The organism is Bacillus sp. CGMCC 1.16607 (genome assembly GCF_042683745.1).
Taxonomy (GTDB): domain Bacteria; phylum Bacillota; class Bacilli; order Bacillales; family Cytobacillaceae; genus Pseudoneobacillus.
On record NZ_JBHUJX010000023.1, the window covers coordinates 38,228 to 63,122 of the forward strand.

The 24,895-nt window shown below is 34.5% G+C and carries 24 protein-coding genes, 1 pseudogene and 2 other annotated features; of the genes and pseudogenes, 4 read left to right on the forward strand and 21 right to left on the reverse strand.

The annotated features are described in order from the left end of the window. Positions 1-4: 4 nt before the first annotated feature. Positions 5-429, reverse strand: a pseudogene (locus ACFSO7_RS16110) (DUF1801 domain-containing protein). A gap of 739 nt (positions 430-1,168) precedes the next feature. Here ACFSO7_RS16110 and ACFSO7_RS16115 point away from each other — a divergent pair. Then, on the forward strand, positions 1,169-3,274 hold the full coding sequence (locus tag ACFSO7_RS16115) for a LysM peptidoglycan-binding domain-containing protein (RefSeq protein WP_377878358.1): 2,106 nt from the start codon (positions 1,169-1,171) through the stop codon (positions 3,272-3,274). Positions 3,275-3,468: 194 nt separating this feature from the next. Here the strand turns inward: ACFSO7_RS16115 and ACFSO7_RS16120 are convergent, their stop codons facing one another. The 5 genes from ACFSO7_RS16120 to ACFSO7_RS16140 form a co-directional block, all read right to left on the reverse strand. Further along, the gene (locus tag ACFSO7_RS16120) at positions 3,469-3,966 is read right to left on the reverse strand and encodes a DinB family protein (protein ID WP_377878359.1); all 498 of its coding nucleotides are present in this window, start codon (positions 3,964-3,966) and stop codon (positions 3,469-3,471) included. 180 nt (positions 3,967-4,146) lie between these two features. Then, positions 4,147-4,428: a DUF2277 domain-containing protein gene (locus ACFSO7_RS16125; protein ID WP_377878360.1), complete on the reverse strand. Its 282-nt coding sequence runs from the start codon at positions 4,426-4,428 to the stop codon at positions 4,147-4,149. A gap of 238 nt (positions 4,429-4,666) precedes the next feature. Continuing rightward, positions 4,667-5,338: a Type 1 glutamine amidotransferase-like domain-containing protein gene (locus tag ACFSO7_RS16130; RefSeq protein ID WP_377878361.1), complete on the reverse strand. Its 672-nt coding sequence runs from the start codon at positions 5,336-5,338 to the stop codon at positions 4,667-4,669. A 395-nt stretch (positions 5,339-5,733) separates the two neighbouring features. Continuing rightward, positions 5,734-6,189 carry an NUDIX hydrolase gene (locus ACFSO7_RS16135; RefSeq protein WP_377878362.1) on the reverse strand — a complete coding sequence of 152 codons (456 nt, stop codon included), beginning with the start codon at positions 6,187-6,189 and terminating at the stop codon, positions 5,734-5,736. Positions 6,190-6,551: 362 nt separating this feature from the next. After that, a complete protein-coding gene (locus tag ACFSO7_RS16140) occupies positions 6,552-6,836 on the reverse strand; it encodes a GNAT family N-acetyltransferase (RefSeq protein ID WP_377878401.1) in 285 nt (94 codons plus the stop codon). Between the two features lie 174 nt (positions 6,837-7,010). Here ACFSO7_RS16140 and ACFSO7_RS16145 point away from each other — a divergent pair, with 174 nt between their 5' ends. Beyond that, positions 7,011-7,166, forward strand: a complete 156-nt coding sequence (locus ACFSO7_RS16145) for a hypothetical protein (protein ID WP_377878363.1) — start codon at positions 7,011-7,013, stop codon at positions 7,164-7,166. A 116-nt stretch (positions 7,167-7,282) separates the two neighbouring features. Here the strand turns inward: ACFSO7_RS16145 and ACFSO7_RS16150 are convergent, their stop codons facing one another. Then, positions 7,283-8,251, reverse strand: a complete 969-nt coding sequence (locus ACFSO7_RS16150) for an MBL fold metallo-hydrolase (RefSeq protein WP_377878364.1) — start codon at positions 8,249-8,251, stop codon at positions 7,283-7,285. Between the two features lie 852 nt (positions 8,252-9,103). Continuing rightward, positions 9,104-9,943 carry a DUF2785 domain-containing protein gene (locus ACFSO7_RS16155; RefSeq protein WP_377878366.1) on the reverse strand — a complete coding sequence of 280 codons (840 nt, stop codon included), beginning with the start codon at positions 9,941-9,943 and terminating at the stop codon, positions 9,104-9,106. Positions 9,944-10,159: 216 nt separating this feature from the next. Between ACFSO7_RS16155 and ACFSO7_RS16160 the strand changes: the two genes are divergently transcribed. Then, positions 10,160-10,432, forward strand: a complete 273-nt coding sequence (locus ACFSO7_RS16160; RefSeq protein ID WP_377878367.1) for a hypothetical protein — start codon at positions 10,160-10,162, stop codon at positions 10,430-10,432. Positions 10,433-10,533: 101 nt separating this feature from the next. On the opposite strand, the gene ACFSO7_RS16165 is transcribed toward ACFSO7_RS16160, so the two are convergent. The 9 genes from ACFSO7_RS16165 to ACFSO7_RS16205 all read right to left on the reverse strand — a co-directional run bounded on the left by ACFSO7_RS16165 (position 10,534) and on the right by ACFSO7_RS16205 (position 18,439). Further along, the gene (locus ACFSO7_RS16165) at positions 10,534-11,112 is read right to left on the reverse strand and encodes a hypothetical protein (protein ID WP_377878368.1); all 579 of its coding nucleotides are present in this window, start codon (positions 11,110-11,112) and stop codon (positions 10,534-10,536) included. A gap of 121 nt (positions 11,113-11,233) precedes the next feature. Continuing rightward, positions 11,234-11,638 (reverse strand): NUDIX hydrolase, encoded by a 405-nt coding sequence (locus ACFSO7_RS16170; RefSeq protein WP_377878369.1) that lies wholly within the window; start codon positions 11,636-11,638, stop codon positions 11,234-11,236. 212 nt (positions 11,639-11,850) lie between these two features. Then, positions 11,851-12,318, reverse strand: a complete 468-nt coding sequence (locus tag ACFSO7_RS16175) for a GNAT family N-acetyltransferase (RefSeq protein ID WP_377878402.1) — start codon at positions 12,316-12,318, stop codon at positions 11,851-11,853. Between the two features lie 175 nt (positions 12,319-12,493). Further along, positions 12,494-13,003, reverse strand: coding sequence for a CBO0543 family protein (locus tag ACFSO7_RS16180; protein WP_377878370.1), 510 nt, complete (start codon positions 13,001-13,003; stop codon positions 12,494-12,496). Positions 13,004-13,415: 412 nt separating this feature from the next. Then, the gene (gene tnpB, locus ACFSO7_RS16185) at positions 13,416-14,591 is read right to left on the reverse strand and encodes an IS200/IS605 family element RNA-guided endonuclease TnpB (protein WP_377878371.1); all 1,176 of its coding nucleotides are present in this window, start codon (positions 14,589-14,591) and stop codon (positions 13,416-13,418) included. A 310-nt stretch (positions 14,592-14,901) separates the two neighbouring features. Beyond that, positions 14,902-15,765: an aminoglycoside phosphotransferase family protein gene (locus ACFSO7_RS16190; protein WP_377878372.1), complete on the reverse strand. Its 864-nt coding sequence runs from the start codon at positions 15,763-15,765 to the stop codon at positions 14,902-14,904. Positions 15,766-16,131: 366 nt separating this feature from the next. Beyond that, positions 16,132-16,515, reverse strand: a complete 384-nt coding sequence (locus ACFSO7_RS16195) for a VOC family protein (protein WP_377878373.1) — start codon at positions 16,513-16,515, stop codon at positions 16,132-16,134. An 824-nt stretch (positions 16,516-17,339) separates the two neighbouring features. Next, positions 17,340-17,741: an HIT family protein gene (locus ACFSO7_RS16200; protein ID WP_377878374.1), complete on the reverse strand. Its 402-nt coding sequence runs from the start codon at positions 17,739-17,741 to the stop codon at positions 17,340-17,342. A gap of 191 nt (positions 17,742-17,932) precedes the next feature. After that, the gene (locus ACFSO7_RS16205; RefSeq protein WP_377878375.1) at positions 17,933-18,439 is read right to left on the reverse strand and encodes a DUF2628 domain-containing protein; all 507 of its coding nucleotides are present in this window, start codon (positions 18,437-18,439) and stop codon (positions 17,933-17,935) included. A gap of 455 nt (positions 18,440-18,894) precedes the next feature. Here ACFSO7_RS16205 and ACFSO7_RS16210 point away from each other — a divergent pair, with 455 nt between their 5' ends. After that, the gene (locus tag ACFSO7_RS16210) at positions 18,895-19,347 is read left to right on the forward strand and encodes a C40 family peptidase (protein WP_377878376.1); all 453 of its coding nucleotides are present in this window, start codon (positions 18,895-18,897) and stop codon (positions 19,345-19,347) included. Positions 19,348-19,467: 120 nt separating this feature from the next. Here the strand turns inward: ACFSO7_RS16210 and ACFSO7_RS16215 are convergent, their stop codons facing one another. The 4 genes from ACFSO7_RS16215 to ilvC all read right to left on the reverse strand — a co-directional run bounded on the left by ACFSO7_RS16215 (position 19,468) and on the right by ilvC (position 24,883). After that, positions 19,468-20,001, reverse strand: a complete 534-nt coding sequence (locus tag ACFSO7_RS16215; RefSeq protein WP_377878377.1) for a CBO0543 family protein — start codon at positions 19,999-20,001, stop codon at positions 19,468-19,470. 298 nt (positions 20,002-20,299) lie between these two features. Continuing rightward, entirely contained in the window at positions 20,300-22,225 is a 1,926-nt protein-coding gene (gene thrS / locus ACFSO7_RS16220; protein WP_377878378.1) for a threonine--tRNA ligase, read from the reverse strand. Positions 22,226-22,278: 53 nt separating this feature from the next. Beyond that, positions 22,279-22,506, reverse strand: a binding site (T-box leader). 42 nt (positions 22,507-22,548) lie between these two features. After that, positions 22,549-22,772, reverse strand: a binding site (T-box leader). Positions 22,773-22,840: 68 nt separating this feature from the next. Further along, positions 22,841-23,818: a threonine ammonia-lyase gene (ilvA, locus tag ACFSO7_RS16230; RefSeq protein ID WP_377878379.1), complete on the reverse strand. Its 978-nt coding sequence runs from the start codon at positions 23,816-23,818 to the stop codon at positions 22,841-22,843. A gap of 51 nt (positions 23,819-23,869) precedes the next feature. Then, positions 23,870-24,883 (reverse strand): ketol-acid reductoisomerase, encoded by a 1,014-nt coding sequence (ilvC, locus tag ACFSO7_RS16235; RefSeq protein ID WP_377878380.1) that lies wholly within the window; start codon positions 24,881-24,883, stop codon positions 23,870-23,872. Positions 24,884-24,895 lie beyond the last annotated feature (12 nt).

Sequence of the window (24,895 nt, forward strand, 5' to 3'; positions counted from 1 at the left end):
ATTTCTAGTCGTTCGGATAAAGAATCTGATATGCTTCTACTGTATGTATAATTAAATCCTTTAAAACATTGGTATCGATATCAGCTAATTTATATTAACATAAATACAAGCCTTACTCTTCGTGTGTTTACCAAAGCCTTCTAATAATTTTTCTCTTTCCTCACTTTCATAGGCCAAATAAAGACTAATTTTCGCCTTTCTTGGTGAAAAACCCACTAAAGGCGCATCCCCTTCGTGTCCTGTTTCATACTTATAGTGATAGCTTCCAAAGCCTATAATACTAGGACCCCACATTTTTGCGTCGTAACCAGATACCTCTTCAAAAATTTCTAATAACTGATAGGCATCTGCCTTCTTCTTCTCATTTTCCACATTTTCAATAAATTCAATTACACTATTATCGGTTTCTTTCATCTTCGGTTCATACATATATGTACTCTCCTATTCTCTGAGTAAATACTAGTTTACATTATTGTCATTATTATTAAATTCTAAAATAAGAGTCCAATTTCCTGCAAAAAAGAATAATCTTTAAAAAAAGTTAAAATAAGGTACTATTCCAAGCTACTACTGTTGTAATTATGAAATTTTACGTGTCCCTATTGCACGATAATAACCTGGATTGTTAGAATCTTTCTCAAAACTAGAGACCCACCCTTTATCTTTAAAATATTGTAAAAATAATTCATATTCATTTGTAATTTTTTATCTTAGGTTTTTTTCCTTGAAATAATCCTACGAATAATTGTAAACCTTTACTTGATAAGTATTCCTTAATTTCATCAATACTTAGTTTACTCTTTACAACTGTTCGTCATTATCATAATAGTAAATGTTATTATCAAACATATAGATAGACCCTACATCTAGTTTTATTATTAACTGCTTCTCGGTCCCATCCATTCACATTCTATATAAGTAATAATTTCCATTATTATTTGAATAATATATCCAATCGCTATTAACGTTCGATACTTCATAAAACATCGATCCCTGTACTATTGACAACCTCTTTTATGGGGTCCTCTCCAAAAGCGATTTCCCCTTACCTTATTTTATTTTTTAAGCGCACTATAAAAGTCCCATTTATTTTTATAGGCAAGTATCTATGCCTTCTTCAAAATGGACACATACACTAGTTACGAAACAATTCGAGGAGGAGATAAACATGCATAGATTAAATGGTATGTTATACAGAGGTTATCCTGGTATAGGTTTCGGAGGTTACCCCGTTATGGGATACAGCTATTCCCCTATAATAGGTTCCGTAGGTTACCGAATGAGATACGACGGTTCCCCTATAATGGGTTTCGGAGGTTACAGAATGGGATATGGCGGATACCAACCTGCATCTAGATTGATTGAGGTTTCTTCATTTAATCTCTCTTCCCCTACCGTTGCCTACCAAGGCAGCAGTGTTCCTGGCTACACAACAATTGAGTTGCATACCAGTGTCCCAACACGCGGGTATCTACTTGTCTTTGGAAATGGCGTACAAACAAAAATTAATTTATCGAATGTGGCCTATAAAACTGTACACAAAGTGGATTGGGTACCATGGGATGATACGAAAAAAGCACCTCTTCCTGCAAGTATATACCAAATCTCGGGTTATCTCACGGACCAGCAATACAATCAAATACAAGGGTATCCGCTTGGGAAGCTCACAGTTGTCTCGGAATCAAGTCCAAAGCCATTAATTGATGCCGTTTCTCCAATTCCAGCAGTGTTTTCACCTAAGTACGGACAAACACAAACACAATCGGTCCAAATTCCATTCAATTTAAACCGTCCTGCTATAGTTCAGCTGACAATCCGTAATAGTAACGGGGATGAAATATATACCGGCAGCAAAGAAACCTTATCTCCTGGAAGCCATACTGTAAGCTGGAATGGAACAGATAAAACAGGAAGGATTGTTATGGACGGTAGTTATGAGATTGTTTTTAAAACAATCGAAACAGCCTATAACTATCCTTCCACAACACCGTTAAACTTGCGAGCTGGCACGATTACAATTAAAGACGCCGATTATTATATTCCGGTATCAAGATTACAAGAAATTGTAACAGATGCTTCCTTCCAATCGCTTTTCTTTTCTCCTGATGGAGATGGAGTAAACGATAAGGTCACTGGACAATTTACACTTGCAGTACCTTCGAAATTATCCATTTATATCGCAAATGCTGCCGGAGCAAATGCCTCTTTAGTAGTAAGTGAACAAACATATGGAGCTGGCACTCATACGTTTGAATGGGATGGCTCAGATATCTATGGAGGAAAAGTACCAAACGGAAGCTACTTTATCAAGTTCAATGTGATAGAAGGCTCAAATAACGGCTATATTACGTTTCCAAACGCTGTGAAAGTGCAAAACATGTACGAAATCAAACCTCTGCAGCCTGAAAAAAGAGTACGCGTCATCAGCGAAACAGCAAAAATGAGCGTTGATCCTGCAGGTCAAGGTTATACTGCTATAAAAGGCGATACATTCCCCCTTATGTCGGAAACGATAGAGAATGGAAAATACACCGTTCTTGTTAAAGAAGGGGTCACAGGAACAATCAATGTGAATGATGTTGAACTTGTCACTGAACCGTCTTCGGCAAAGCTAACAACTGATTATATAGTCGTTAGTGGAGATACCTTATGGAAAATTGCATCCAAGTTCAAAACGACCAGCTCTGAAATTGTAACTTTGAACAACCTGGATCCAAACAAATATCTATATGTAGGACAGAAATTAAAAGTCCCTGCGCCTGCATCTCAATCTGAACAACAAGCAGGAACCACTTATACTGTTGTATCCGGTGATACGCTTTGGAAAATTTCTCAAAAGTTCGGTGTAACTGCACAAGCAATTGTCGATGCCAATAAACTGAATACATCTGCGTACCTTTATGTTGGCCAAAAGCTGATTATTCCGGGAGTAGCGCAGCCCGAATTGCCAGCGGTAACCACTTATACTGTTATATCCGGTGATACGCTTTGGAAAATTGCTCAAAAGTTCGGCGTAACTGCACAAGCAATTGTCGATGCCAATAAACTGAATCCATCTGCATACCTTTATGTTGGCCAAAAGCTGATTATTCCGAGTGTGACGCAGCCTGAACAGCCTGCGCAAACCACATATGTAGTTATTTCCGGTGATACGCTTTGGAAGGTTGCTCAAAAATTCGGCGTAACCACGCAAGCCATTGTCGATGCCAATAAACTGGATCCCACTGCATTCCTTTATATTGGCCAAAAGCTAGTCATTCCATCAAAACAGTAATAGTAAAAGGTAAGCACACGATACAATCCCGCTTACCTTTTACATTGCTATTAAGTTTTTTCATTAATAAAGACTTTTCTTTTTCGTCCCATTTGTTTTGATTCGGTAAAACATTGGGAACTGGCCTTGAAAAGTTATATTGGCCAAGACACAAAATTAAGTTCTGCATTATCGAAAGCAGCTCAATCATTTCGTTAGGACCAATCAACGCCACTCCAAGAGGATTGCAACTTTCGCAACAGAACAATTTGGCCGAGATGATACGTATCGTGCATCATGATATTGCTGAGTAAACGCTCAATAGAGTAACTGTTAACTGCATACGGAGCTGCTAACTTTTCATCATCAAGGTCCGCAATGACCGTTTGTAATTTATTCATGACTTCATAAAGGCGCTGCACTGTCTGGGTCCACCCAATTTCATCTTCTGGATCCCCCGGATTTCCAAAGGTTTCATCATTGCTTTCTGCTTTATGAGGATTCTCAGTGCCCTTAATTCGATGGATCACATCTTCATTCCAAAATATCAAGTGATTAACAATCTGCCAAATCGAATTGCTCTTTCCATAACTTGTCCAAGCTGCCTCAGCTGCGTTGACTCCATGAAGCGCCTGATCCACGGATGCAAACCACTCATTCTCATAGCAATGCATGTCGAGTTGTTCTAAAAACATTTTGGCTACAACTTGCATAAAATCAATCTCCTCACTGTTTAGTTTAATCTTTCAAAGTTAAAAGACATGAAAATATCTGAAAATAGTATAAATTATTCGTTCCTAAAAAAGGATAAAACCAAAACCAAGTTTCACCCAGTACAAATATAATTTAATCTATATATTATTTCTATTTAACTGGTCCTTTAAAATTCAACTCTATTCTTCACTATTTGATCCAAACCTTTTAGCTGATCTGATTCGCGCACGTTCAGCTTCGACCTCACGATTACGAGGTTCGGAACTAGTTTCCATTGCATTCAATAAATTTATAGTAACCATTGTAATTTCATTGATTGCTCGATTAAATGCTTCTTCATTAACCTTTGAAGGTTTGTTATAACCAGTTATCTTTCTAACGTACTGTAGAGAAGCTGCATGAATTTCCTCTTCAGTAGCTGGCGGGTCAAAATTAAACAGTGTTCTAATGTTTCTGCACATAAGTTACTCCTCTTTGATTAAATGATAATAAATTGTTCATGAACCATTAATTTTTGAAAATCAGAATAAAATCCTATTTCCCCCTATTAATGAACTTTCCTGCTTCTTTAATACACATAAAGGCGACTGTTTTTATTGAACAATCACCTCCGTTAATTAAAAAACATTTTATTAACCTCTTTAAATTGCATCACAATGAATCTAACTAAATTTTATTGATTATAGCGGAGGATTCATATCAAGGCGAAAACAGTTTCCAATGTCCTTCGGAAATAACTTCGACTGCTCCGTCAATTACTTTGATGGCGGTCTGATCATCAATCGCATACGCAGGTCCCTGCATCATCCCCGCTGCCCATTTCTCGGCGGCAGCCATGGTGTTTCCCGGCAGCATCTCGTGATCCAGGTGCGGAAAGATTGAAAAATCAACCAGTCTCAGTGTTTCATCACCACCGCTTGGTGGAGTCCAGCCAACGAAGTATTCCCCGATATTAGGTGTCATCACCATGCTCCCAGCACTCATTCCCACATAAACTGAGTTCAGTGACGGCAAGAGGTCTGCCAGCCCGGATTGACGCATCCAGTGATAGAGGTAAAGGGCGTCTCCGCCCGACACCAGCAGTACATCCGTCTCCTGAACTAGCGGTATCCAGCAGTTTTCGTCGATGCTTGGCAGCGCTGTGAGCTCCAGCACGCCGACGGACTTCCAACCGAGGTTGACCATGGGATTCTCTTCTTTCCCACTGATGAACTGCCAGACTTTGACTCCGGGGCCAACCCAAGGGTGTCCGTACATCGCAGTGGGGATGCACAGGGCGTTGGAGTCAGCGATTGGCTTGCCCAGCATGTCCACCAGCGCGTCGTGTATGCTTTTGTTATTGATGCCTCCAGATGTCAGCAGTAATTTCATAACTTCACTCCTTGTCTTTGTATGGTACTGTCCAGTTGTTAATACTTCTAGGTCAGCAACCCTAGCTTTATGAACGATTAGAACACTTCAATTGAATCATTGTTAATCCAATGTTCAGCTTATTTTTTTTTACGAATACCTGGCGAAGCTCAATCTGACCTTCTCCAAGACCATGCGGGAATGGAATCCACCTACTGACACCAGAACTCCAACTTTCTTCAGTTCTTCAGACTCAAAAGTTCCCTCAAATAATAGTAACTCCAATAAAATTTGTTACTTTTTTATGTTATTCGATATCTGAGGTGAGAATCCTTCTTTAGCTAACTGCACTGTTAGCAAAAAAAATGGTAACGCCTCTTTGACTTCTTCCATCGAATCATAACAAATGATTTTTCTTATTGTGCGAAAGAAAGCGAATATTTTTTAATTAGATTTTTAATTAAAGGATTTAGTCCTTCCGGTAACTCATTTGCTTTAAAGAATTTTGCTTCAATAGTTTCTTGACCGTCTGCTTTAAGAAATCCACCTTTAATTTCTTTTGAAATATATGCAATTGTAACAGGATAGAATTCATCACCGTTTGGTAATTTAACAAAGTACTCTTTTCCTGAAAATACACCTACTAAATCCAGTTTACCAATTTCAATTCCTGTTTCCTCTAAGACTTCTCTTCTTCCTGCTTCCTCAGTAGATTCTCCTAATTCAATAAATCCGCCAGGAACTCCCCAAAGACCATCGCTTCTTTTTTGTAATAAAAATTCTCCAGTTTCGTTTATTACAGCTACCGCAACACCAACTAATATTAGAGGTTGGTTTCCTACAACCTTGCGTAAATCTTCAATATACCCCATAGTCTCCTCCTGAGAATACTATTTTTTTCTAAGAAACATATTTCGACAACCGGAAACATTTCCCCTTTTTTTCCATTAAACGGCCCTTTACTCCTTGAAAGAATGAAAATAAGCCGAAAATAAACAAGTTGTGTATAAAAACTTGAATATTTTTGGCTTAAGGAAGGATCGCACCGTTAGCTTAGGTTTTTAACCTCTAATTCAAAATAATTGGGAATCTAATCAAAGAAAAGTAATGTGGTTCTGTATAAAACAATGCATATTTACATTGATTAATAGATCAATTATTCACAAAAGTCTCTGTATGTTTCATATGAGAAGGAGCTGCTTATGCAACTCCATTATTACACTCACAGTTATGATTATTTTTTATTGTTTGACTCTAATAGTTTCCTCATAATATTTTTTAGTAATGACATTATGACTGTATCGAGGAAACTTCCTTTAATAAGAACATATTCTTCTAATATACCTTCAAATTTAAAGCCCGCCTTCTCTAAAACTCTTCTTGAACCAATATTATCTGGATGAAAAAGAGCCTCGATACGATTTAATTTCATCGTATTAAAACCGTATTTTATTACGATTGGCAAAAGACGAGACATGACTCCTTGCCCCCAATACTCCTTCGATAATTCATATATAATAAATTTCTATAATTTTCAAAGTCATTAACACGTAATACAGAAAAGGCATTCACTTTAAACGACATAATCTATTTACGATAAAAACGTCCTAAATTTTAGGACGCTTTAGTTATATAAAGTCATTTTTCTGTTAGTATTTAATTGTAAGAATATTTTTACAAAGGGGAATAGAAGATGAAAATTAGTCGAACAAACGACTTTGAATTAGTCGCTAAATTGAACAAATTTGTTCACGATTTACACGCAAATCTATATCCTGAGTATTTCCAAGAATACAATTTTGATTTTGTGAAATATCGAGAATTTGTTTACAAAGACTTTTCATTCTAATGCTATTTCATATGCTAAATGGTAAATAAAAGAGGTGCGAATTGCACCTCTTTTTTTAATGCTAATTTAAATTTTGTACTTCAAAACCGAATCCGTTAGCTTTTTATTCTACAATCTTATTTTTCAACTGATTTAGTTATCAATTCATAAACTTTTTTTATGTTTGACTTAAAATAAGTAGTAAAGTACCAGTCTTGATAAGCTATTGGTACTAAAATATCATCAATGCTTTTCTTATTTTGAACTGCCTCCGACACCAATGCTACTATATCGTTTATGTAACCTTTCACCTCATGAAGTTCATTCATTGAGCAAACATTACCATGCCACGGTACGATAGTTTCAATATCCAGTAATTCAACCCTTTCTAAAATATTTAACCATTCCTGGGGATTTGCATACATCATTACAGGATGATGCTTCGAGAGTACTAGATCACCCATAACTGCTATTTTTTCTTCAGGTAGATACACGAATGCATCACTTTGCGTGTGACCACCGCCATACGAGAAGAGTTGCACGGTCCGGTCACTTCCATGAATACTCATCTGTTGATCAAAAGTAATTGTTGGTAATGTATATATCAAATCAGGGAGAATTTTTATGTACTCACGATCACTAGCATTTTCCCATTCCATTTCCTTTTTCAACTTTTCGTCCGTCTCTTTTTGTATTTTCTCCTCTTGTTCGTCGATAGCATTATATATCGGTTCAGGGTTAGCCAGTTGCTGGGCTAGCCTATTTTTTCCAAATGTAGCCATAATTTCACGTGTAGTAGACGTAGAAATTATTTGCGCCTTAGGAGTAAACACTTGATTACCGCAAGTATGATCACTGTGCCAATGTGTGTTGATTACATAGGAAACTGGGTTTCCAGTAAGGCGAATTGCAGTTTCCTCCAAATCTTTTGCAGCTTGTATTGTTGAAAAGGTATCAACCACTAGCGTTGAATCACCAAGATCAATGATAGCTGCATTTCCTACTGAACCTGTACCAGGCACTGAAATTGCTGCATATACACCCTCAGCGACGTTATTTATTTGGAAATGCTTTGATACCGTGAAGGTTTCTATTCTATTATTCATGATTCCCTCTCCTCATTACTTAAAATATCTTTTTATATTAACATGTAAAAATAACAAAATACATTTTTTCCCACTACTCAATCTTCCAAAAGACTTTCCTTTAGAAAAGCTTAAGCAAAAAACCTGCCCCGTTCGTAATGAAAATGTAATACTCGATGTAGAAGTAAGGTGATAATACAATTATATAGGTAAAATCGTAAAGAAGAGTATTGAAAAAGGTTCAAATCGTTTATATACTATCCCTTGTACTTATTACTTCTTTTCAAACAAAAACTGTTTCATCACCTAAATCAACTAAGGCTCTGAAGAGTTTAGGTTACAGGTTAGGCTAATGCTTACTCCTAATATAAGAGAACAGTTGAATAACTTTTAATATCCTAAGATATTAAAGTAGTTCTCATCTACTTACCCCTTGGAAAATTGAAGTAATTGAAACAAAAAGAGTAAATGGCTACCGTAGCTTAATACTAGAAATTACATTCGAAATTGAACCTACCATGGTGGACACTGGGTTCCATTAGAGAATGACAAAATGATTTGTGAAATTTACCTTGGTAATAAGGTAAATTTGATAGATCACACACACTTAAAAACCTATGGACAAATATAAAACAGCTCCGATCTCGACCTCTTGCCCTTAGTGAAAGAAAATTCGAACCTTTTCTTGGTATATTTCTTATTTTAGTTTGAGAATTGAAATCCTTTTTATATTATTTATTACTATTTATTACTCAACAACTGAACTCGTTCCGCAGCGATATCCATGTTTAACTCATGCATCCAATTGTATAAACCACTGTTTATTAAATAAACTCGCTTTTTTACTTGAAAGTGCTTTACCAAATACTTCATTCACTGATTTTGATTGTATAATTGACTATGCAATTGTTCTAATATTTTCACTATATTTTCTCGTAACCTTAAATAATCACTTTTGTACAGTAGTCGAAAATAAAAGCTTCGTAAAAAGTTAACAACATTGGACCTCTTCCAAAAGTAGTTTAAACTATAACCTTCATTTTCTAGTAGTTTCTTTAATTCATTTGAAATTTTTAATATCCAAATTTCAATATCACTATCTGTTAATCCTTGCTCCATAAGGGCCTCTACTGCAAAAATTAATCTTTCATCTTCATCATCAACATATGGTAATCCACTGATGCTTTCTTTGAATAAACATATTTTAATTATTTCAAGACATTCTGAAGATAAAGTGAAATTAAAATTCGGATGTCTTATGGCTGATGTTAGTAGATCTGCACCATGTGCAATACTATGTGCCCATCCTTTTCCCTCCACATAACCACGAATATCTTTTTCAAGTTTCAAGTATTCAATACTACCCTCAGTTGCTTGTTTCAAAATATCCCCAGACAAGAACCGCTTTTCGCTGTCTTTTTCTAATACTAGTCCAATAACTAGAGCAGAAAAAGATCGAGTAAATACTGAGTCATTCCCTTTTTGACCTATATTCATAAACAAGCGGCACAAACAAACCTTAAGAATATGTTCCATTTGTTTTTCTGTTAAATAATCTTCTAAAATTAATTTCCCAAATGTATTAAAAATTAATGTATCCCTTAGTTCAGAGTCAACTGAGCCTATATTATCCAACATTCTGTCAATAAGGCTATCTAAATTGCTTTGTAGTAAAGCTGTATCAACATTTTTCAGTTCTGACTTTAGTGACATACTCTCACCACCCTTTTTATTTTGTTATATTCTTATTACACAAGCCTACAATTGTAACTAAAGTGACGACTTTTTATAATTATCAATAGCTTCTGTTACTTACAAAATATTTAGCTTTAGCACGCACTTACCAAGACAAAACTAAAACAATATTAAAGAATAAAAACAAATAAAACCCATATATTTACATTAATAACTAATCGAGGAGAGTTTAGAATGATTAAATCTCTATTAATAATTTTATTAATTCTTTTAATAATTATCTTTTTTCTTATAATAGGAATAAAAAGTAAACAACAAGCAATTCAAACATACTCAGTTCCGTTTTTCATCAAAAGCTATTCTAATTTGATAGATAAGGGACATAGCGAACAAAACAAAACATTTATAGAAAAAATTAATGACTTTTTTGATGACAATGAGAACTCTGATATGAATGGTGATGGGAATAGCGGTTTTAGTAACAGTAGTGATGATTTCGACGAATAGATTTTTATTTTGAGTATGAAATTAATCATTCTTTATCACTATTAAAATGTCACTTTTGTTAAAGATTTTTTAATTAATGTAACCGTGACTTCCACACGAAATTAATTTGTCGGTAGATGGACAGAATAATCTTCGGTCGTTTCTATTAAATCTCCATTTGATGAAAATCCTTTTATTTTATACGTTGTTTCCTTTTTTGCTTCATCTACAAAAGCAAACCAAATATACCTATCCTTTCCTAAAATTGTTTTAGCCTTTACCTTTTTAACGTCTCCTCCGTAGATATATTCCACTTCAATTTCTGCTATTTTACTGTCAGTGATCATACCTAACAACATAGGGAACGGTGATTTTTTATCCATTTTCGGTAGGTAAATACTATGAATATTTTCTATTGAACTCCCGAAACCTCCACCTCCCCTATCAAATGTTGCTGCCCACCCAAACAATCTCTTTTTCAAAAATCTGGCTTCAAGTGAATTTGTATTTTTAAAGTTTCCATAAAACACAACAAGTCCATTAGTAACCTTTTCTTTATGAAATATTATATTACTGTTATCGCTAGATCCTTCATCGATCATTCTGTGAATCTGTTGATCAGATAAAGTTTTATTATTTGACACACTTATTTTTAGTAGGATAAAAATAACAAAAGCAGCTATCCAACTAATTTTTTTCATATTCTCACTCCCTCCCACAAATATTTTTCATTATTAATTCTACCGAGCCATTCGTTTTTCCCATAACCTTATGCGTCGATTATTCAAATATTTCATCAAACACAAATGATTAAAACATATTTTAAAAAGATCTACTGATCACCGTTCCTATGTATTTCATTGCATCTAAAGCCCTGATTCGTTGCACCTCACCTAATTCATCCAAAGGAAACCATTTATATTCAGAGTGTTCAGCACTAAGCTTGATCTCCTCTCCCTCAGGAAGGGAACAGCAAAACATTGCAACTTGTGAATTGACTATGCTGTGAAAATAAAACCCAGTTAATACCACTTCTTGTACTTCCACACCGAGTTCTTCACGACATTCACGAAGCAATGCTTCATGAATAGTTTCACCTGGCTCAATACTACCGCCTGGTGTACTCCATCCCCTATTTCCGTAGGTTCGCTTTATTAGAAGCATATGAGCTTCCGCATTAAAAATTATGGCATGAGCACCAAATCTATAAGTATCATTAAAAGCCAATTTAAACTCCTCCTCGTTTCCATTAATTTCATACTAACATAATATTCAGGAAATAATCGTTATTGGTCTTACTTTTCAAAACTTAAACAAAAATGCGTTATACTATTAGTACACTAGTCCATAACAAAGAGCCGTAAATAAACAAGTTAGGAATATAAACTTGTTTATTTTACAGCTTTTCTAGATCATTCGATATATAACTAATGCAGCCTCTAACTTAACACCTTCTTAAAATCAATTCTTGTATAGGTTTTATCATAAGCAGAACCATCATCATTATAAAAAACTGCATTTTTTAAGTATGGTTCTGAAATAGCTTCGTAACCATGTGATTTAATTAACTTTATCATTTTAGAATTTTCAATTGGATCAACACTCACAAATATCTCTGAGTAACCTAAGTCTCTTGTAATATTTTCTCTAAACCTTATTAAATCTGAACCTATACCATTACCGCGATAATTCTCATTCACATAAAGATCACTTAATTTAGGAAATAAAATTCCTTTAACTTTGAGAACTCCAAAACCTAAGATTAGCTCATTTTGTTCAGCTAATACCAAATATACTTTATTTTTCGAAAATTGCTTTAAATAGTTCGTGAATAAATCTTTATTATTCCTAATTTCGCATAAACCCGATACGTCGTTTTCATTTGCTAATCTTATTATGTACTTAATTTTTACTTCTCCTCTATTTACTAGTTTGTTTTACAAAACTGACCCTTTAATGTCTCAACAAACAAAAATTCCCAAGATACATTAAGAATATGAATAGGCTCCAGCATATTTGGGTCTCTTTAAGATTAGTTATAATGGAAGAAACTTTCCCCTTTAGTTAATTATGCACAAAGGTTTACTTTAGAGGTACTTTAAAATACCAAACCATAAAAACAATACATATTAAAGATAAAACATAAGTTAATAAAGGTCTTGTGAAATGAAGACGTAACATAATGTACATTGAAGAATAAAAGAAAAATTCCATCCAAAATTCATAACCGTGTTTTAAGAGCAATCTTTCAAAATGTACAAAGGGATATTCAACAATGATTGAGCCAATAACCCAATAAGCAATATATTTTACCTGTTTACCTATTTTATTTGATGAAAATGGGTAATGAGTAAGATATAAAAGCGTGACTGCTGGAAGGATAATAAATAGGTAAAATAACTCAACAATATAATGTTTTTTGGGTAAAAAATCTGGTTTATGCTCCCAGAGTAGATAATTTTGACATAAGTGGTTATAAAGAAAGTTACAAATAATTACATATGCAATTGTAAGGGCGTACTTCTGCCAATGTTTCCAATCACCTTTATATATAGCAAAACCGAGCATGGTAATTGTTAAGATTAAGTGCATATAAATATCACCAAATTACTTATCCTTTCTAATCGGGTGTTAGGTTTTTTATTATCAAATAGACAATTTGAGACAGAATGAAAAAGCCAAAAAATGGGTCATATGATGGGTGTTTCTAAAATAAACACTCCATTTCTTTTAATTAAGAATATTATTATTATTATGCCGCACTGATATTAATAAAATTCTTTTCGTTAGGGTGGGAATTTTTCATATTTGGCTAATCTGTCCCGAAAAAAATGAAATTAAGCCAAAACTTTTTTATTTTTGACTCAAAGAAATCTGTGCATATGAAAGTCTTTATGATTTTTTCTTACATTTTACCATGTTGAACTACTCACCCCTTAACAACCTTGCGGTCTGTTTGAAGGGGGAGATTCCTAAGAACACCAGTGTATCCACCAGTTATTGATTAGGCGATCCCTGTCGCTCCAACAGTTAGAAGTCTTATCGCTTCATTTTTAAGATTTTGTCCTGCGTTAATATCCCTATTGAGGTGTGCTCCACAAGAAGGACAGTCCCACTCACGAAGGTTTAGATTCTTAACGTCTTTGTTTTGATAGCCACAACATGAACAAAGCTGACTGGATGGGAAATTCTTCGCCACTGTCACAACTTGTTTGCCATACCATTTCGCCTTGTATTCGATCATGGTTTTGAATTGTGACCATGATACTTCATTAATGGCTTTGGCAAGATTATGATTCTTTAACATGTTAGATACCGACAAATTTTCCATCCCTATTATGTCGTGGTTTTTGACAATCACGGTTGAAATTTTGTCTAAGTAATCTTTTCTAGCGTTCGTTATTTTTTCATGGATGCGTGCAACTTTCATTTTCGCTTTGTACCAATTGGAACCACCTATCGTGCGTCTACTCATGATTCGCTGTGCTTTAACTAACTTTTCCTCTAGTATGCGGAAAAATCTTGGATTAGAGAAAGTAGTTCCATCTGAAAGGATAGCAAAATCTTTTAATCCGACATCTATGCCAACAGCAGAGTTCGTTTTGGGTAATTCCGTCACTTCTGTTTCCGTTGCTAAAGAAACAAAATACTTTCCCGAAGGGTTACGCCTAATAGTAGCACTGATGATTCGACCTTCTACTTCACGACTCTTTGCAAAGCGTACGGGTCCTAACTTTGGAAGTTTAATATGACGTTCCAATACAGCAATATTTCCATTCGTGTATTTTGTGGTATAGGATTGAACTTGATTCTTTTTGGACTTAAAACGAGGATATTTATTCTGCTTTTTGTAATAGCGATCATAGGCATCCGCTAATGTTTCAACAGATTTCTGTAAAGCAATACTATCTACTTCTTTTAAAAAAGAATACTGCTTCTTCAACTCGGGGAGCAATTTAATCGTTTCGTATTTATTTAAGCACTTGCCTTTCCAGTTGTTAGTTGGAATTTGACCATTCTGGACCATTTCTTCAACGATGTACCAATAAGCATCTTTTTCTTTCTGTTTTCCGAGAAAGAAATTGAATACAAATCTTGAACATCCAATCGTTTTGTTAATGACTTCAATTTGGTATCTGTTTGGATAGATTCGAAATTTATAGGCTTTACTTACAATCATGAATTTCACCACACTTTGCAAGAACGTTTGTTCTAATCATACCATAATAGGACCTTGTTAGCTAACGCCAACCGACATTCATCTCCCACCTACTCATTGGGCTACGCCCTTCCCATTCCTTGAGGTGGGAGTCTTCTGTCGGAAATGATAAATATATCATTGTGTGTAGTGCATAATTAGTGGCTTTTGAATATTTCATTTTCCATAGAAAAAGACCGTCAATGACGATCTTGTTGTGTAATAAAGCTCTCTGCTACTTTAGATGCAATTTATTATTAAACCGCATATATAGAGAGGAATCTCCTCCACTTTAACGTATCCATTTTTTTAATCTCATTATATTTTCTTCTAGAAATAAAGCATTTTTTTCAATTCCACGACGTTTACACCATCCAATACTATTGAAAGCATCAGTAAATTGATAAAAAGGCAATACATCATCTAGATTAATTAATGGTCTGATACTTTTATAGCCCTTTTGATAGGCATTATACAAGGTAGAATCGATACTTAAAAAATCACGATACAATTTGGTGAAATCAACTTCTGTTGAACCAAACCTTACACTTTCAAAATCTATCATTCCTGAAACTTTATCATCATCAACAATTATATTTGCTGGTCGAAAATCCATATGTATAAAACTTGGTCCATCCGGAGATGGGAGCTGTTCTTTCATTTCCTCATATTTTTCAATGGCTTTTTTGTATATTTCTTCATCCAAAACGTCCCTAACATCCTCAGCAAAACTATAAAATTGGTTTTCAATAAAATTAGACCAATTAGGAAATTCATTTTGTATACCTGTTAACACTCGCTCTTTAGTAGGACGAATAGTATGCATTTCAGCATGAAGGACCCCAACTTGAAACGCCACTGATGGTGTAGCCATTGATGTTAACGGTTTTCCTTTTAACTCTGATAACAAAAAGGCACCAGGACACTCCTCATCACCAGACCAATAATCCAACATTTCAGGAATGGAGACATTCCCTTCTAAAATTTCATAGGCTTCTAACTCCCGCTGACACTTCAACTTTGTAAAAGGAATTTTCAAAAAAACATTTTCACCATTTGACAAAGTACATTTATAGACTGTTGAGCTATGGGAATCATCAACTTCACTCATTGACTGTACTATCAATCCAAATTGTTGAATAACACGCTTTAACATCAAAATTTCCCTCCATATTATAAGAAAACTATTAAACTATTCCTATAATACTAATCTACTATCGAAATAAACTTGATTTTCACAATATCCACTAAGCGCTTAAATATACTTACTCTATATGCAACTCTCCACTAACTCTAAATCCAATGAAAGGAGATTTTTTAGTGTAACATCACCCAAGTTAATTTTCCTAATTACCATTAAAAAGGTTAACCAGTTTAAATAACTGGTTAACCTTTTAATACGAACGCCCACGTTAGTTTTAGTGAACTTGTCATAATATTATATTCTTATGTAAAATAAGAAAGATGTCACCTATTATTAAACCTAAAAAATTAATAATCCCGTTCTAAAATTAGAACATAATTACATCTGCGCTATTTGAATAAGGTTGCCGCATGTATCGTCGAAGACAGCTATTGTGATTTCGCCCATTACTGTCGGTTCCATAGTAAACTTCACGCCTTTTTCCGATAAACTTTTGTACTCTTTATAGATATCTACGACACCAAACATTGTTGCTGGAATACCCTCCGCAAATATTTTCTTTTGATACTCTTTAGCGGCTGGATGGTTGTTCGGTTCGAGTATAAGCTCTGTTCCATCTTGATCCTCAGAAGATACTAGGGCTATCCATCTAAATTCTCCAACGGGAACGTCATGCTTTATTTTAAAACCCAACTTTTCTGTATAGAATGCCAGCGCCTTGTCTTGATCTTGTACAAATAAACTTGTTACAATGATTTTCATACTGTTTTTGCCTCCTTGATATTTATGAGTCCATCCCGATCTCATCCTTTTATACCACTATACAGTTGATTGTGAGTATTAAAGAACTTTTCGCTTTAAGTCATCATACAACGAATATAGTGTGGTAGATATTCTAAATCTACATATTACAATATATCCAAATTATCATTACTTAAAGTTTCTGTAAACAAATGAAAAAATTCGACTAGTAATAAATAGTATAAATTTTAATGAGATAGGGGATAAGAAGATTACAGGACTAAAGTTGGAGAGACATGATGACATTCATATTTCTAACAGTATCATATTTAATAACGATATTAATAATTTTTTTAATGAAGAAAAGAATCACCAAACAAGAAATTATTAGTGTCGCTTGCTATGTTTCATTAGTGACAATAGTATCTGATTTATACTTTGGAGAAATATTGGATTTATATGACCTGATGAAACCAAGACCTCAAGTTTCTGATATGATAATTGAATTGACATTGCCTACTACATTTGGGATTATATATGCTAACTTTATGCCAAAAGAAATATCTAAATTTATAAGGTACTTGCTATTTTGGGTTGTTTTTTCAGTTATATATGAACAATTATCAAGATATTTCGGTTATGTGGTATATAAGGGTTGGAAAGTACACTATTCATTTGTATTTTACCTATTTGCATGTCTCTTTACACGTTGGTATTATTTCTTGATCATGAATAAATCTAATAGGAATTAGCCCTTCTCATATGAGAGGGGTATTTTTTGTTCAATTAAACTGCTTTCGTTAGTAAAATGGGACAGCTTAATTCGCAATCGCACTTGTTACCTACTAATTTTCTCTCTTATTATCAGCACTTTTAAACATATATCTGATACCTTTGCCTGCAAGTGGTTCATCTTCATACCTTGGTAATACATGAAAATGAGAATGAAATATATGTTGTCCTCCAACTTCGCCACAATTCCATCCGAGGTTATATCCTTGGGGTTGGTACACTTCGTCTAAGTATTTTTTTACATCTTGAAGAAGTGTGTAGGTTGCATTCCACTCTTCTATCGTTAAGTCAAATGCAGTTTCTCTATGTTCTTTAGGTACAATTACTCCAGCACCTTCAAGTTGAATACCTTTCATTTGTGCTTGTTCTAACTGTAAAAACATACAATACTCATTACTTAATATGATTTTTTGGGTGGGTTCTAATTCTGGATTACAAAATAAACAATATTTCATTTCAAAGCTCCTTCCCCAATAGGTTCTTTACAACTTTTTACTGATATTACACTCTCCTGCCCCGTAGGCACAACAAGAAAAGCCGCCAAAATGACAGCTTTGGTCTTTAACGCTTTTCTTTCGTTATTCTATAACAAATCTTTTCTAATACTTTAAATACACAATGAGGCGGATTTGGACCTTAAATATAACTATAACTTGATCACTACATATATTGCTATATGAATCATTAGTGCTATGATACTTATGAATATGCCTGCTACACTAGTTCCACCCTTATGCATTAGAGTCTCTAATTCATCATGGAGAGAAAGATTTAATTTCTTTAACCTGGTTATCTTTCTTTTACAACGATAGTAATAAAATGAATTAGACATGAGTCCAAAGAAAATCCAACACAACGCTGTTATGATTGCATCTACATTCTCGCTTATTTCAGAAAAGATAAGGTTGGATAGTAATATAAGAGTTGAAAAAACGATTAGTTCGACGTACATTTTTCTGTACCCCATCCAAAGAATGCCACCAAAGAATGCACTCCAATTCCAAGATAGTTTTGCTCGACGTCGTAAGTATATGCAATGATCATCATAAATTCGAATACCAAATTTAAGCAGATATTTATCTTTTTTACTTTCCCCTATAAATACTACTAACCTATCTTTGTCACTGACTTCAGTATAATTCCATTTATTCATTCTAATATCACCAATATAAATCACTTCTCCCCATCCAAAAATTCTCCGCACACAATTAGTAATAGGAATTTATGATCAAAAGCGCCAAGCCCGACTTATATTTTCTGAATTTTCACACCAAAATATATTACCACATTTAGGAAATTTCGTCATGTGTATTATGATTATAAATTAAAAACGAGAAAAGTTATGTTATCTAAAAGAGTATATGTTCGACCACCGTAAAACCAATGCCAAATAAGGTTGATTTTATAAAAAACAAAGTTATTTATTTGATTTTCTTGGACAACCTCAATTGTCTCATTGATTTATTCATCCACTATTTCTTGCTAAATTGATACAAGGAAAATTATATCGAAATAATTTTTGTAATGGAATTGTAATTTAGCTGTGATGTCATTGTTACAACTCTCTAGTATATTAAGAGGAGCAAATCACACAAGGGGGTAACAATCATGCTTAAGAAATTTATCATAGCATTTACTATAATCGTTTCTTGCAGCACTTTGTTTGCTAACATGGGTGATAAAGCGGAAGCAGCTTATTATAATACAAAAGCAGTTTCGGTCGCCAAGTCTAATATAGGCGTACCTTATAAATGGGGTGGAATCACACCAAGTGGTTTTGATTGTTCAGGTCTTGTAAAGTATTCTTATGCAAGAGCCGGGAAAACACTAAACCGAACTGCCGCTCAAATGTTCTATGGAAACGGATATCGTATCTATTCATATATACAACCAGGAGATCTAATGTTTTATGCTCCAACCAAGGCAAGTAAACCGACACATGTCGCGATATATATTGGAAACGGTAAAATGATTATGGCTTCTTCATCTAAAGGAGTAATGATTACAAGCACAAACAACACCTACTGGCATTCAAGATATGTTGGAACAAAACGCGTTTAAAGACCATTCTATGGTCTTTTTTTTATATACATTTCTTTCACAATGGAAAAAACTTCATTTCCTCTATTAGACTTTAATCGTGAAATAAACAATTCAATAAGTTCCGGACTCGCAAACAAGTTATGAAAAATAAATATTTTTACATTTATTTAAAATTCCTTTGACTGTTATTCCTAAAACTATGTAATAAAAGAATGAATAATAATATTTCCATTTTATATAGTAAACCAAGTTTAATAAATGACTAATCGGTTCTCCTATAAAGGCAAAGGCTAAAGCCATTATCATTAATGCTATAATATATGGTCTCCATTTCCAGAAAAACTGATATAAAAGCATAAAAATATCAAACGGTAATGATCTAGGAGTAAGGGGTATAAATTGCACTGGATATACCCAAAATTTAAGATCTATACCAATAGAATCTAGAGTAGAAGTTGGAATTATTACTAAACACCATACTAATAAAAACTCTAACATTCTTTTTCGATCAACTACTAATAACCAGATAGTGAATGGAATTACTATGAATGCTGCTAATATCCACCAGTTCCATGTGAATAATTCATTATTAAGCCATTGATTAATGTCTTGCTTAACAATTTCATGATGATTTTCTATAGTTTTCATAGCTGTCTTTAATTTTTCATTCATAAAAAAAATCATCATCCATTCCATTTTGCAATTTTATTTAGGTAAATTATTTCCCGATTTGTAAATCAAAATGTAAAAAATAAATTCACAGTATCATTTAATTATGAAGTAAGAAGGTTTTAGCAAAGTAACAGGAACTTTATTACTCTCTTCCCTATTTTTCAATATTCAGCAACATGCCCTATTGTTGAATAACAAAAGCCTAATTCCCTCGCTAAAGATAAGGAAGATTAGGCTTTTTTATTCTTCGAAATCCTTTACGTTGTAATTGATGTGCCACTGATTTTTTTATATCTCACTAGAATTGAATATTACGGTTCTTAATTTGTTGTACAATTTTCTTTTTAAAATCTTCGAATGAAACAATTTCCGATTGCTGATTACCATATTTTCTAACATTTACCCCATTTCCTTCTACTTCATTGTCCCCCAGGACCAGTAAATATGGGACTTTTTTCATTTGTGCTGCTCTTATTTTGTACCCAAGCTTTTCATTATTACTGTCAATTATTACTCTTACCCCTAATTGTTTCAGTTCTGATTGAATCTTTAGACAGTAGTCCAAATGAACTTGTGAAACAGGAATAATTTGTACTTGTGTTGGTGCAAGCCATACAGGAAAAACTCCCGCAAAATGTTCGATTAAAATGCCAAAAAAACGATCAATGGACCCAAAAATGGCACGATGAATAACGACAGGACGAACCTTTTCATTATTTGAATTAATATAAGTTAAATCAAATTTCTCTGGCATTTGAAAATCAAGTTGGATTGTTGCACACTGATGACTACGTTTTAAGGCATCTTTGATATGGAAATCAATTTTTGGTCCATAAAAGGCCCCGTCACCTTCGTTAAGCTGGTATTTGACATCTAAATCTTCGAGGACATTTTTTAAAGCACCTTCAGATATCTCCCAAAGCTTGTCATCTCCTAATGAATTTTCTGGACGAGTAGAAAGCTCCACAGAATAATCAAAACCAAAAGTACGATAGACTTGATCGATTAAATGAAACACCTGCTTAATTTCACTTTCAATTTGATCCTCTCGAACAAAGAGGTGAGCATCGTCTTGACAAAATGTACGAACGCGAATCATTCCATTTAAAGCACCACTATATTCATGCCGATGAACCTGGCCAAACTCTGCCATTCGAATAGGCAAATCACGATAGGAATAAAGATTGTTTTTAAAAATCAGCATATGACCCGGACAATTCATTGGTTTTAGCGCAAACTTTTTATGTTCAACTTCAGTGAAGTACATATTTTCGTGATAATGATCCCAATGTCCTGACTTTTCCCATAATTGTTGATTCATCATAAATGGTGTACGTACCTCATCGTAATAAGCATTGTTTTGCAGTTCTCTAGAAAAATTTTCTAATTCATTTCTAACAATTTGTCCCTTCGGTAAATAAAATGGCATTCCCGGAGCTTCCTCAGAAAACATAAATAAATCCAATTGCTTCCCTAATTTGCGGTGATCACGTTTTGCCGCTTCATCTAAGAAATCTAGATATTCATGTAAATCTTTTTTCTTCTGAAATGCCACTCCATATATTCGTTGAAGAACCTCGTTTTGACTATTACCTTTCCAATACGCACCTGATACACGAGTTAATTTGAATGCTTTTATCAAACCTGTTGATGGAAGATGGGGACCACGACAAAGATCGATAAAATCTCCTTGTTGATAAAGAGTGATTCTTTCATCTTTTGGTATGTCTTTTAATATTTCTAACTTGAAAGGCTCACCCTTTTCTTCAAATAACTTCTTAGCCTCTTCATAAGAAACTTCCATTCGTTTCACTTCTAAATTCTCATTTATAATGTTCTCCATCTCTTTTTCGATGACTAGTAAATCATCTGAAGTCAAACTATGCTCCATTTTCAAATCATAGTAAAATCCATCTTCAATAACTGGCCCTATACCCAATTTCACAGGACCATACAGTCTTTTCACCGCTTGTGCCAAAACATGCGCTGCTGAATGTCTTAAAACATGCAATCCTTCCTCCGAATCTAGTGTTAAAATTGAGAGTTTAACATCTTCTTCTAGCTTGTAGCTTAAATCTACCAGTTGTTCATTTACTTTCCCTGCAATTGCCTTCTTTCTTAAACTTATGCTTATCGATTCTGCAACATTTTCAACTGTCATTCCTATCGGAAATTCCTTTATATTTCCATCAGAAAATTGAATTTTAATTAGCTTTTCACACATGATAAAACACTCCTTTAAAATTATATAAATAAAAAAACACACTCATCCCTATCGTAAGGGACGAGTGTGTTTTTACCCGTGGTTCCACCCAATTTTCCTTAAGCTAAAAAGATAGCTTATGGCTTTGGTGCTGTAACGTAGCATAGACGGTATTGGATACATATTTTCACCAATACAACTCGGAAGGTGGTAAATTACTTTCCTAAGCTAGGAAGATCACAGCTCATTCTTCCCTCTCTGAAAACCGTAAAAATAATTCATGTCCTTTTCATCGTAGATATTATATATATAATTATAAAATAAAAAACGCACTCGTCCCTATAACAAGGGACGAGTGCGCTATACTCGTGGTTCCACCCAATTTCCCATAAGCTAAAAAGAAACTTATGGCTTTGGTGCTGTAACGTAGCATAGACGGTATTGGATACTTCGGTTCCCCAATACAGCTCAAAGGTGGTAAGATACTTTCCTGCGTTAGGAAGATTTCAGCATTTCTTCCCTCTCTAGAAACCGTAAAAGTAACTCATATCCTTATCAGTGCATATTAAATTCAAATGTTTTTCAAAATATTACAATAAACTTTTGTAAAAAGCAATAGGTAATTTAAATTTAGATTCACCCAGTACTAAACAAACTTGAATTAGATAATTCCTTATACGAGGATATTTTAATTGGATCCGCGTTTCCGCCACTTACGATGCAGCCAACGTTTTTGTTATTAAGATTTACTTTTTCAAAGAGAACAGAGGCTAAAGAAGCGGCACCGGCTCCCTCTACTAACATTTTCTCTCTTTCAAGCATGAACATAATCGCATGGGCAATTTCTTCGTCCGTCACAGTGACGATATCATCTACATATTTTTCGATAATCGGGTACGTTATTTCTCCTGGTTCTTTTACTAATATTCCATCAGCAATCGTTTTGGACAATGCAATTGTTTTCAGTTTTTGCCCTTTAAATTTTGAAAAAGTTGCCGATGCCCCTTGTGCTTGAATTCCAATAATTTTAATAGATGGATTTAAGACTTTGGCGGCAAGAGCTACTCCTGAGATCAACCCCCCTCCACCAACTGGGACAAGAATGATGTCTAACTGACTGTTTTGCTGCAGCATTTCCAATGCAATCGTTCCTTGTCCTGCGATCACGTGATAATCATCAAATGCATGAACAAATGTACTTCCCGTTTGCCTCATTTCCTCCAATGCTTGTACATATGATTCTTGGTACGTATCGCCAAACAATACGGTTTCCGCACCATAATTTTTTGTTGCCGCTATTTTGGATTGTGGAGTAAGCTTTGGCATAAATATTTTTGATTGAATCCCTTTCATCGCTGATGCTAATGCCACCCCCTGCGCATGATTTCCAGCGGATGCAGCTATAATTCCTTTACTTACTTCCTCTTTCGTTAGAGACAAAACTTTGTTCATTGCTCCCCTTACTTTAAAGGAGCCCGTTTTTTGTAAATTTTCTAGTTTTAAAAATACTTTTGCGTTCGTAAAGTAATTTAATGTACTACTTTGTTTTAATGGTGTTCGATGTACTTTATCTATTAAGTTTTCCATTGCTTCTATTATATGAACACCTGTCAATAAATCCCCAAGTGGAGTCACCTCACTAATAATTTATGGTTGTTTCATTTATTACACTTCTAAAAGCTTTTTCGGTTTTTGTTGTACGAATGGCATCATTTTCCGAAGCTCTTTTCCTACCACTTCTATCGGGTGGTTCTTTTCTCGATTATTTATCGTATTAAATTCAGCTCGATTCGCTTGATTTTCTAATATCCAGCCTTTAGCAAATTTACCGGATTGAATATCCGCTAACACTTCCTTCATTCTTGCCTTCGTTTCTGCATTTACCACCCTTGGTCCTGATACAAAATCCCCCCATTGAGCCGTATCTGAAATCGAATACCTCATTCCTTCTAACCCTTGTTCATACATGAGATCGACAATTAATTTGAGCTCGTGTAAACATTCAAAATAGGCAACTTCCTTTTGATAACCCGCTTCTACTAGAGTTTCAAAGCCTGCTTTTACTAGCGAGGTTAATCCACCACATAATACGGCTTGTTCTCCAAAAAGATCGGTTTCCGTTTCTTCTTGAAAACTAGTTTCAAGCACACCGGCTCTACCCGCTCCAATTGCTTTTGCATAAGCTAATGCCAGCTCTTTTGCTTGACCCGTTACATCTTGGTACACACCGAATAAGGCAGGAACCCCAGCACCCTCTTCAAATGTTCTTCGGACTAAATGTCCTGGTCCCTTTGGTGCCACTAAAAACACATCGACATTTTCTGGTGGAACGACTTGATGAAAATGAATATTAAAACCATGGGCAAAAACAAGTGCTTTTCCTGTACGTAATGAAGGCAAAATTTCATTTTTATAAACGGAAGGTTGTAGCTCATCAGGTAATAGAATCATGACAACATCGGCTTCCTCACAAGCCTCTTTTACCGGTAATACTTGGAAGCCATCCTTTACTGCTTGAACCCATGATTTTCCTTGACGTAAACCAACTACGACTTGATATCCACTATCTCGTAAGTTTTGGGCATGAGCATGACCTTGCGAACCATAGCCTACAACAGCAATTTTTTTATCTTTTAACACATCTTCACTAACATCCGAGTTATAATAAACCTTCACCATTTAAAATCTCCC

Coding starts and splice junctions, on each gene's coding strand:
- ACFSO7_RS16115 (WP_377878358.1), top strand. CDS start 1,169: ATGCATAGATTAAATGGTATGTTATACAGAGGTTATCCTGGTATAGGT.
- ACFSO7_RS16120 (WP_377878359.1), bottom strand. CDS start 3,966: ATGCAAGTTGTAGCCAAAATGTTTTTAGAACAACTCGACATGCATTGC.
- ACFSO7_RS16125 (WP_377878360.1), bottom strand. CDS start 4,428: ATGTGCAGAAACATTAGAACACTGTTTAATTTTGACCCGCCAGCTACT.
- ACFSO7_RS16130 (WP_377878361.1), bottom strand. CDS start 5,338: ATGAAATTACTGCTGACATCTGGAGGCATCAATAACAAAAGCATACAC.
- ACFSO7_RS16135 (WP_377878362.1), bottom strand. CDS start 6,189: ATGGGGTATATTGAAGATTTACGCAAGGTTGTAGGAAACCAACCTCTA.
- ACFSO7_RS16145 (WP_377878363.1), top strand. CDS start 7,011: ATGAAAATTAGTCGAACAAACGACTTTGAATTAGTCGCTAAATTGAAC.
- ACFSO7_RS16150 (WP_377878364.1), bottom strand. CDS start 8,251: ATGAATAATAGAATAGAAACCTTCACGGTATCAAAGCATTTCCAAATA.
- ACFSO7_RS16155 (WP_377878366.1), bottom strand. CDS start 9,943: ATGTCACTAAAGTCAGAACTGAAAAATGTTGATACAGCTTTACTACAA.
- ACFSO7_RS16160 (WP_377878367.1), top strand. CDS start 10,160: ATGATTAAATCTCTATTAATAATTTTATTAATTCTTTTAATAATTATC.
- ACFSO7_RS16165 (WP_377878368.1), bottom strand. CDS start 11,112: ATGAAAAAAATTAGTTGGATAGCTGCTTTTGTTATTTTTATCCTACTA.
- ACFSO7_RS16180 (WP_377878370.1), bottom strand. CDS start 13,003: ATGCACTTAATCTTAACAATTACCATGCTCGGTTTTGCTATATATAAA.
- tnpB (WP_377878371.1), bottom strand. CDS start 14,591: ATGATTGTAAGTAAAGCCTATAAATTTCGAATCTATCCAAACAGATAC.
- ACFSO7_RS16190 (WP_377878372.1), bottom strand. CDS start 15,765: ATGTTAAAGCGTGTTATTCAACAATTTGGATTGATAGTACAGTCAATG.
- ACFSO7_RS16195 (WP_377878373.1), bottom strand. CDS start 16,515: ATGAAAATCATTGTAACAAGTTTATTTGTACAAGATCAAGACAAGGCG.
- ACFSO7_RS16200 (WP_377878374.1), bottom strand. CDS start 17,741: ATGAAATATTGTTTATTTTGTAATCCAGAATTAGAACCCACCCAAAAA.
- ACFSO7_RS16205 (WP_377878375.1), bottom strand. CDS start 18,439: ATGAATAAATGGAATTATACTGAAGTCAGTGACAAAGATAGGTTAGTA.
- ACFSO7_RS16210 (WP_377878376.1), top strand. CDS start 18,895: ATGCTTAAGAAATTTATCATAGCATTTACTATAATCGTTTCTTGCAGC.
- ACFSO7_RS16215 (WP_377878377.1), bottom strand. CDS start 20,001: ATGAATGAAAAATTAAAGACAGCTATGAAAACTATAGAAAATCATCAT.
- thrS (WP_377878378.1), bottom strand. CDS start 22,225: ATGTGTGAAAAGCTAATTAAAATTCAATTTTCTGATGGAAATATAAAG.
- ilvC (WP_377878380.1), bottom strand. CDS start 24,883: ATGGTGAAGGTTTATTATAACTCGGATGTTAGTGAAGATGTGTTAAAA.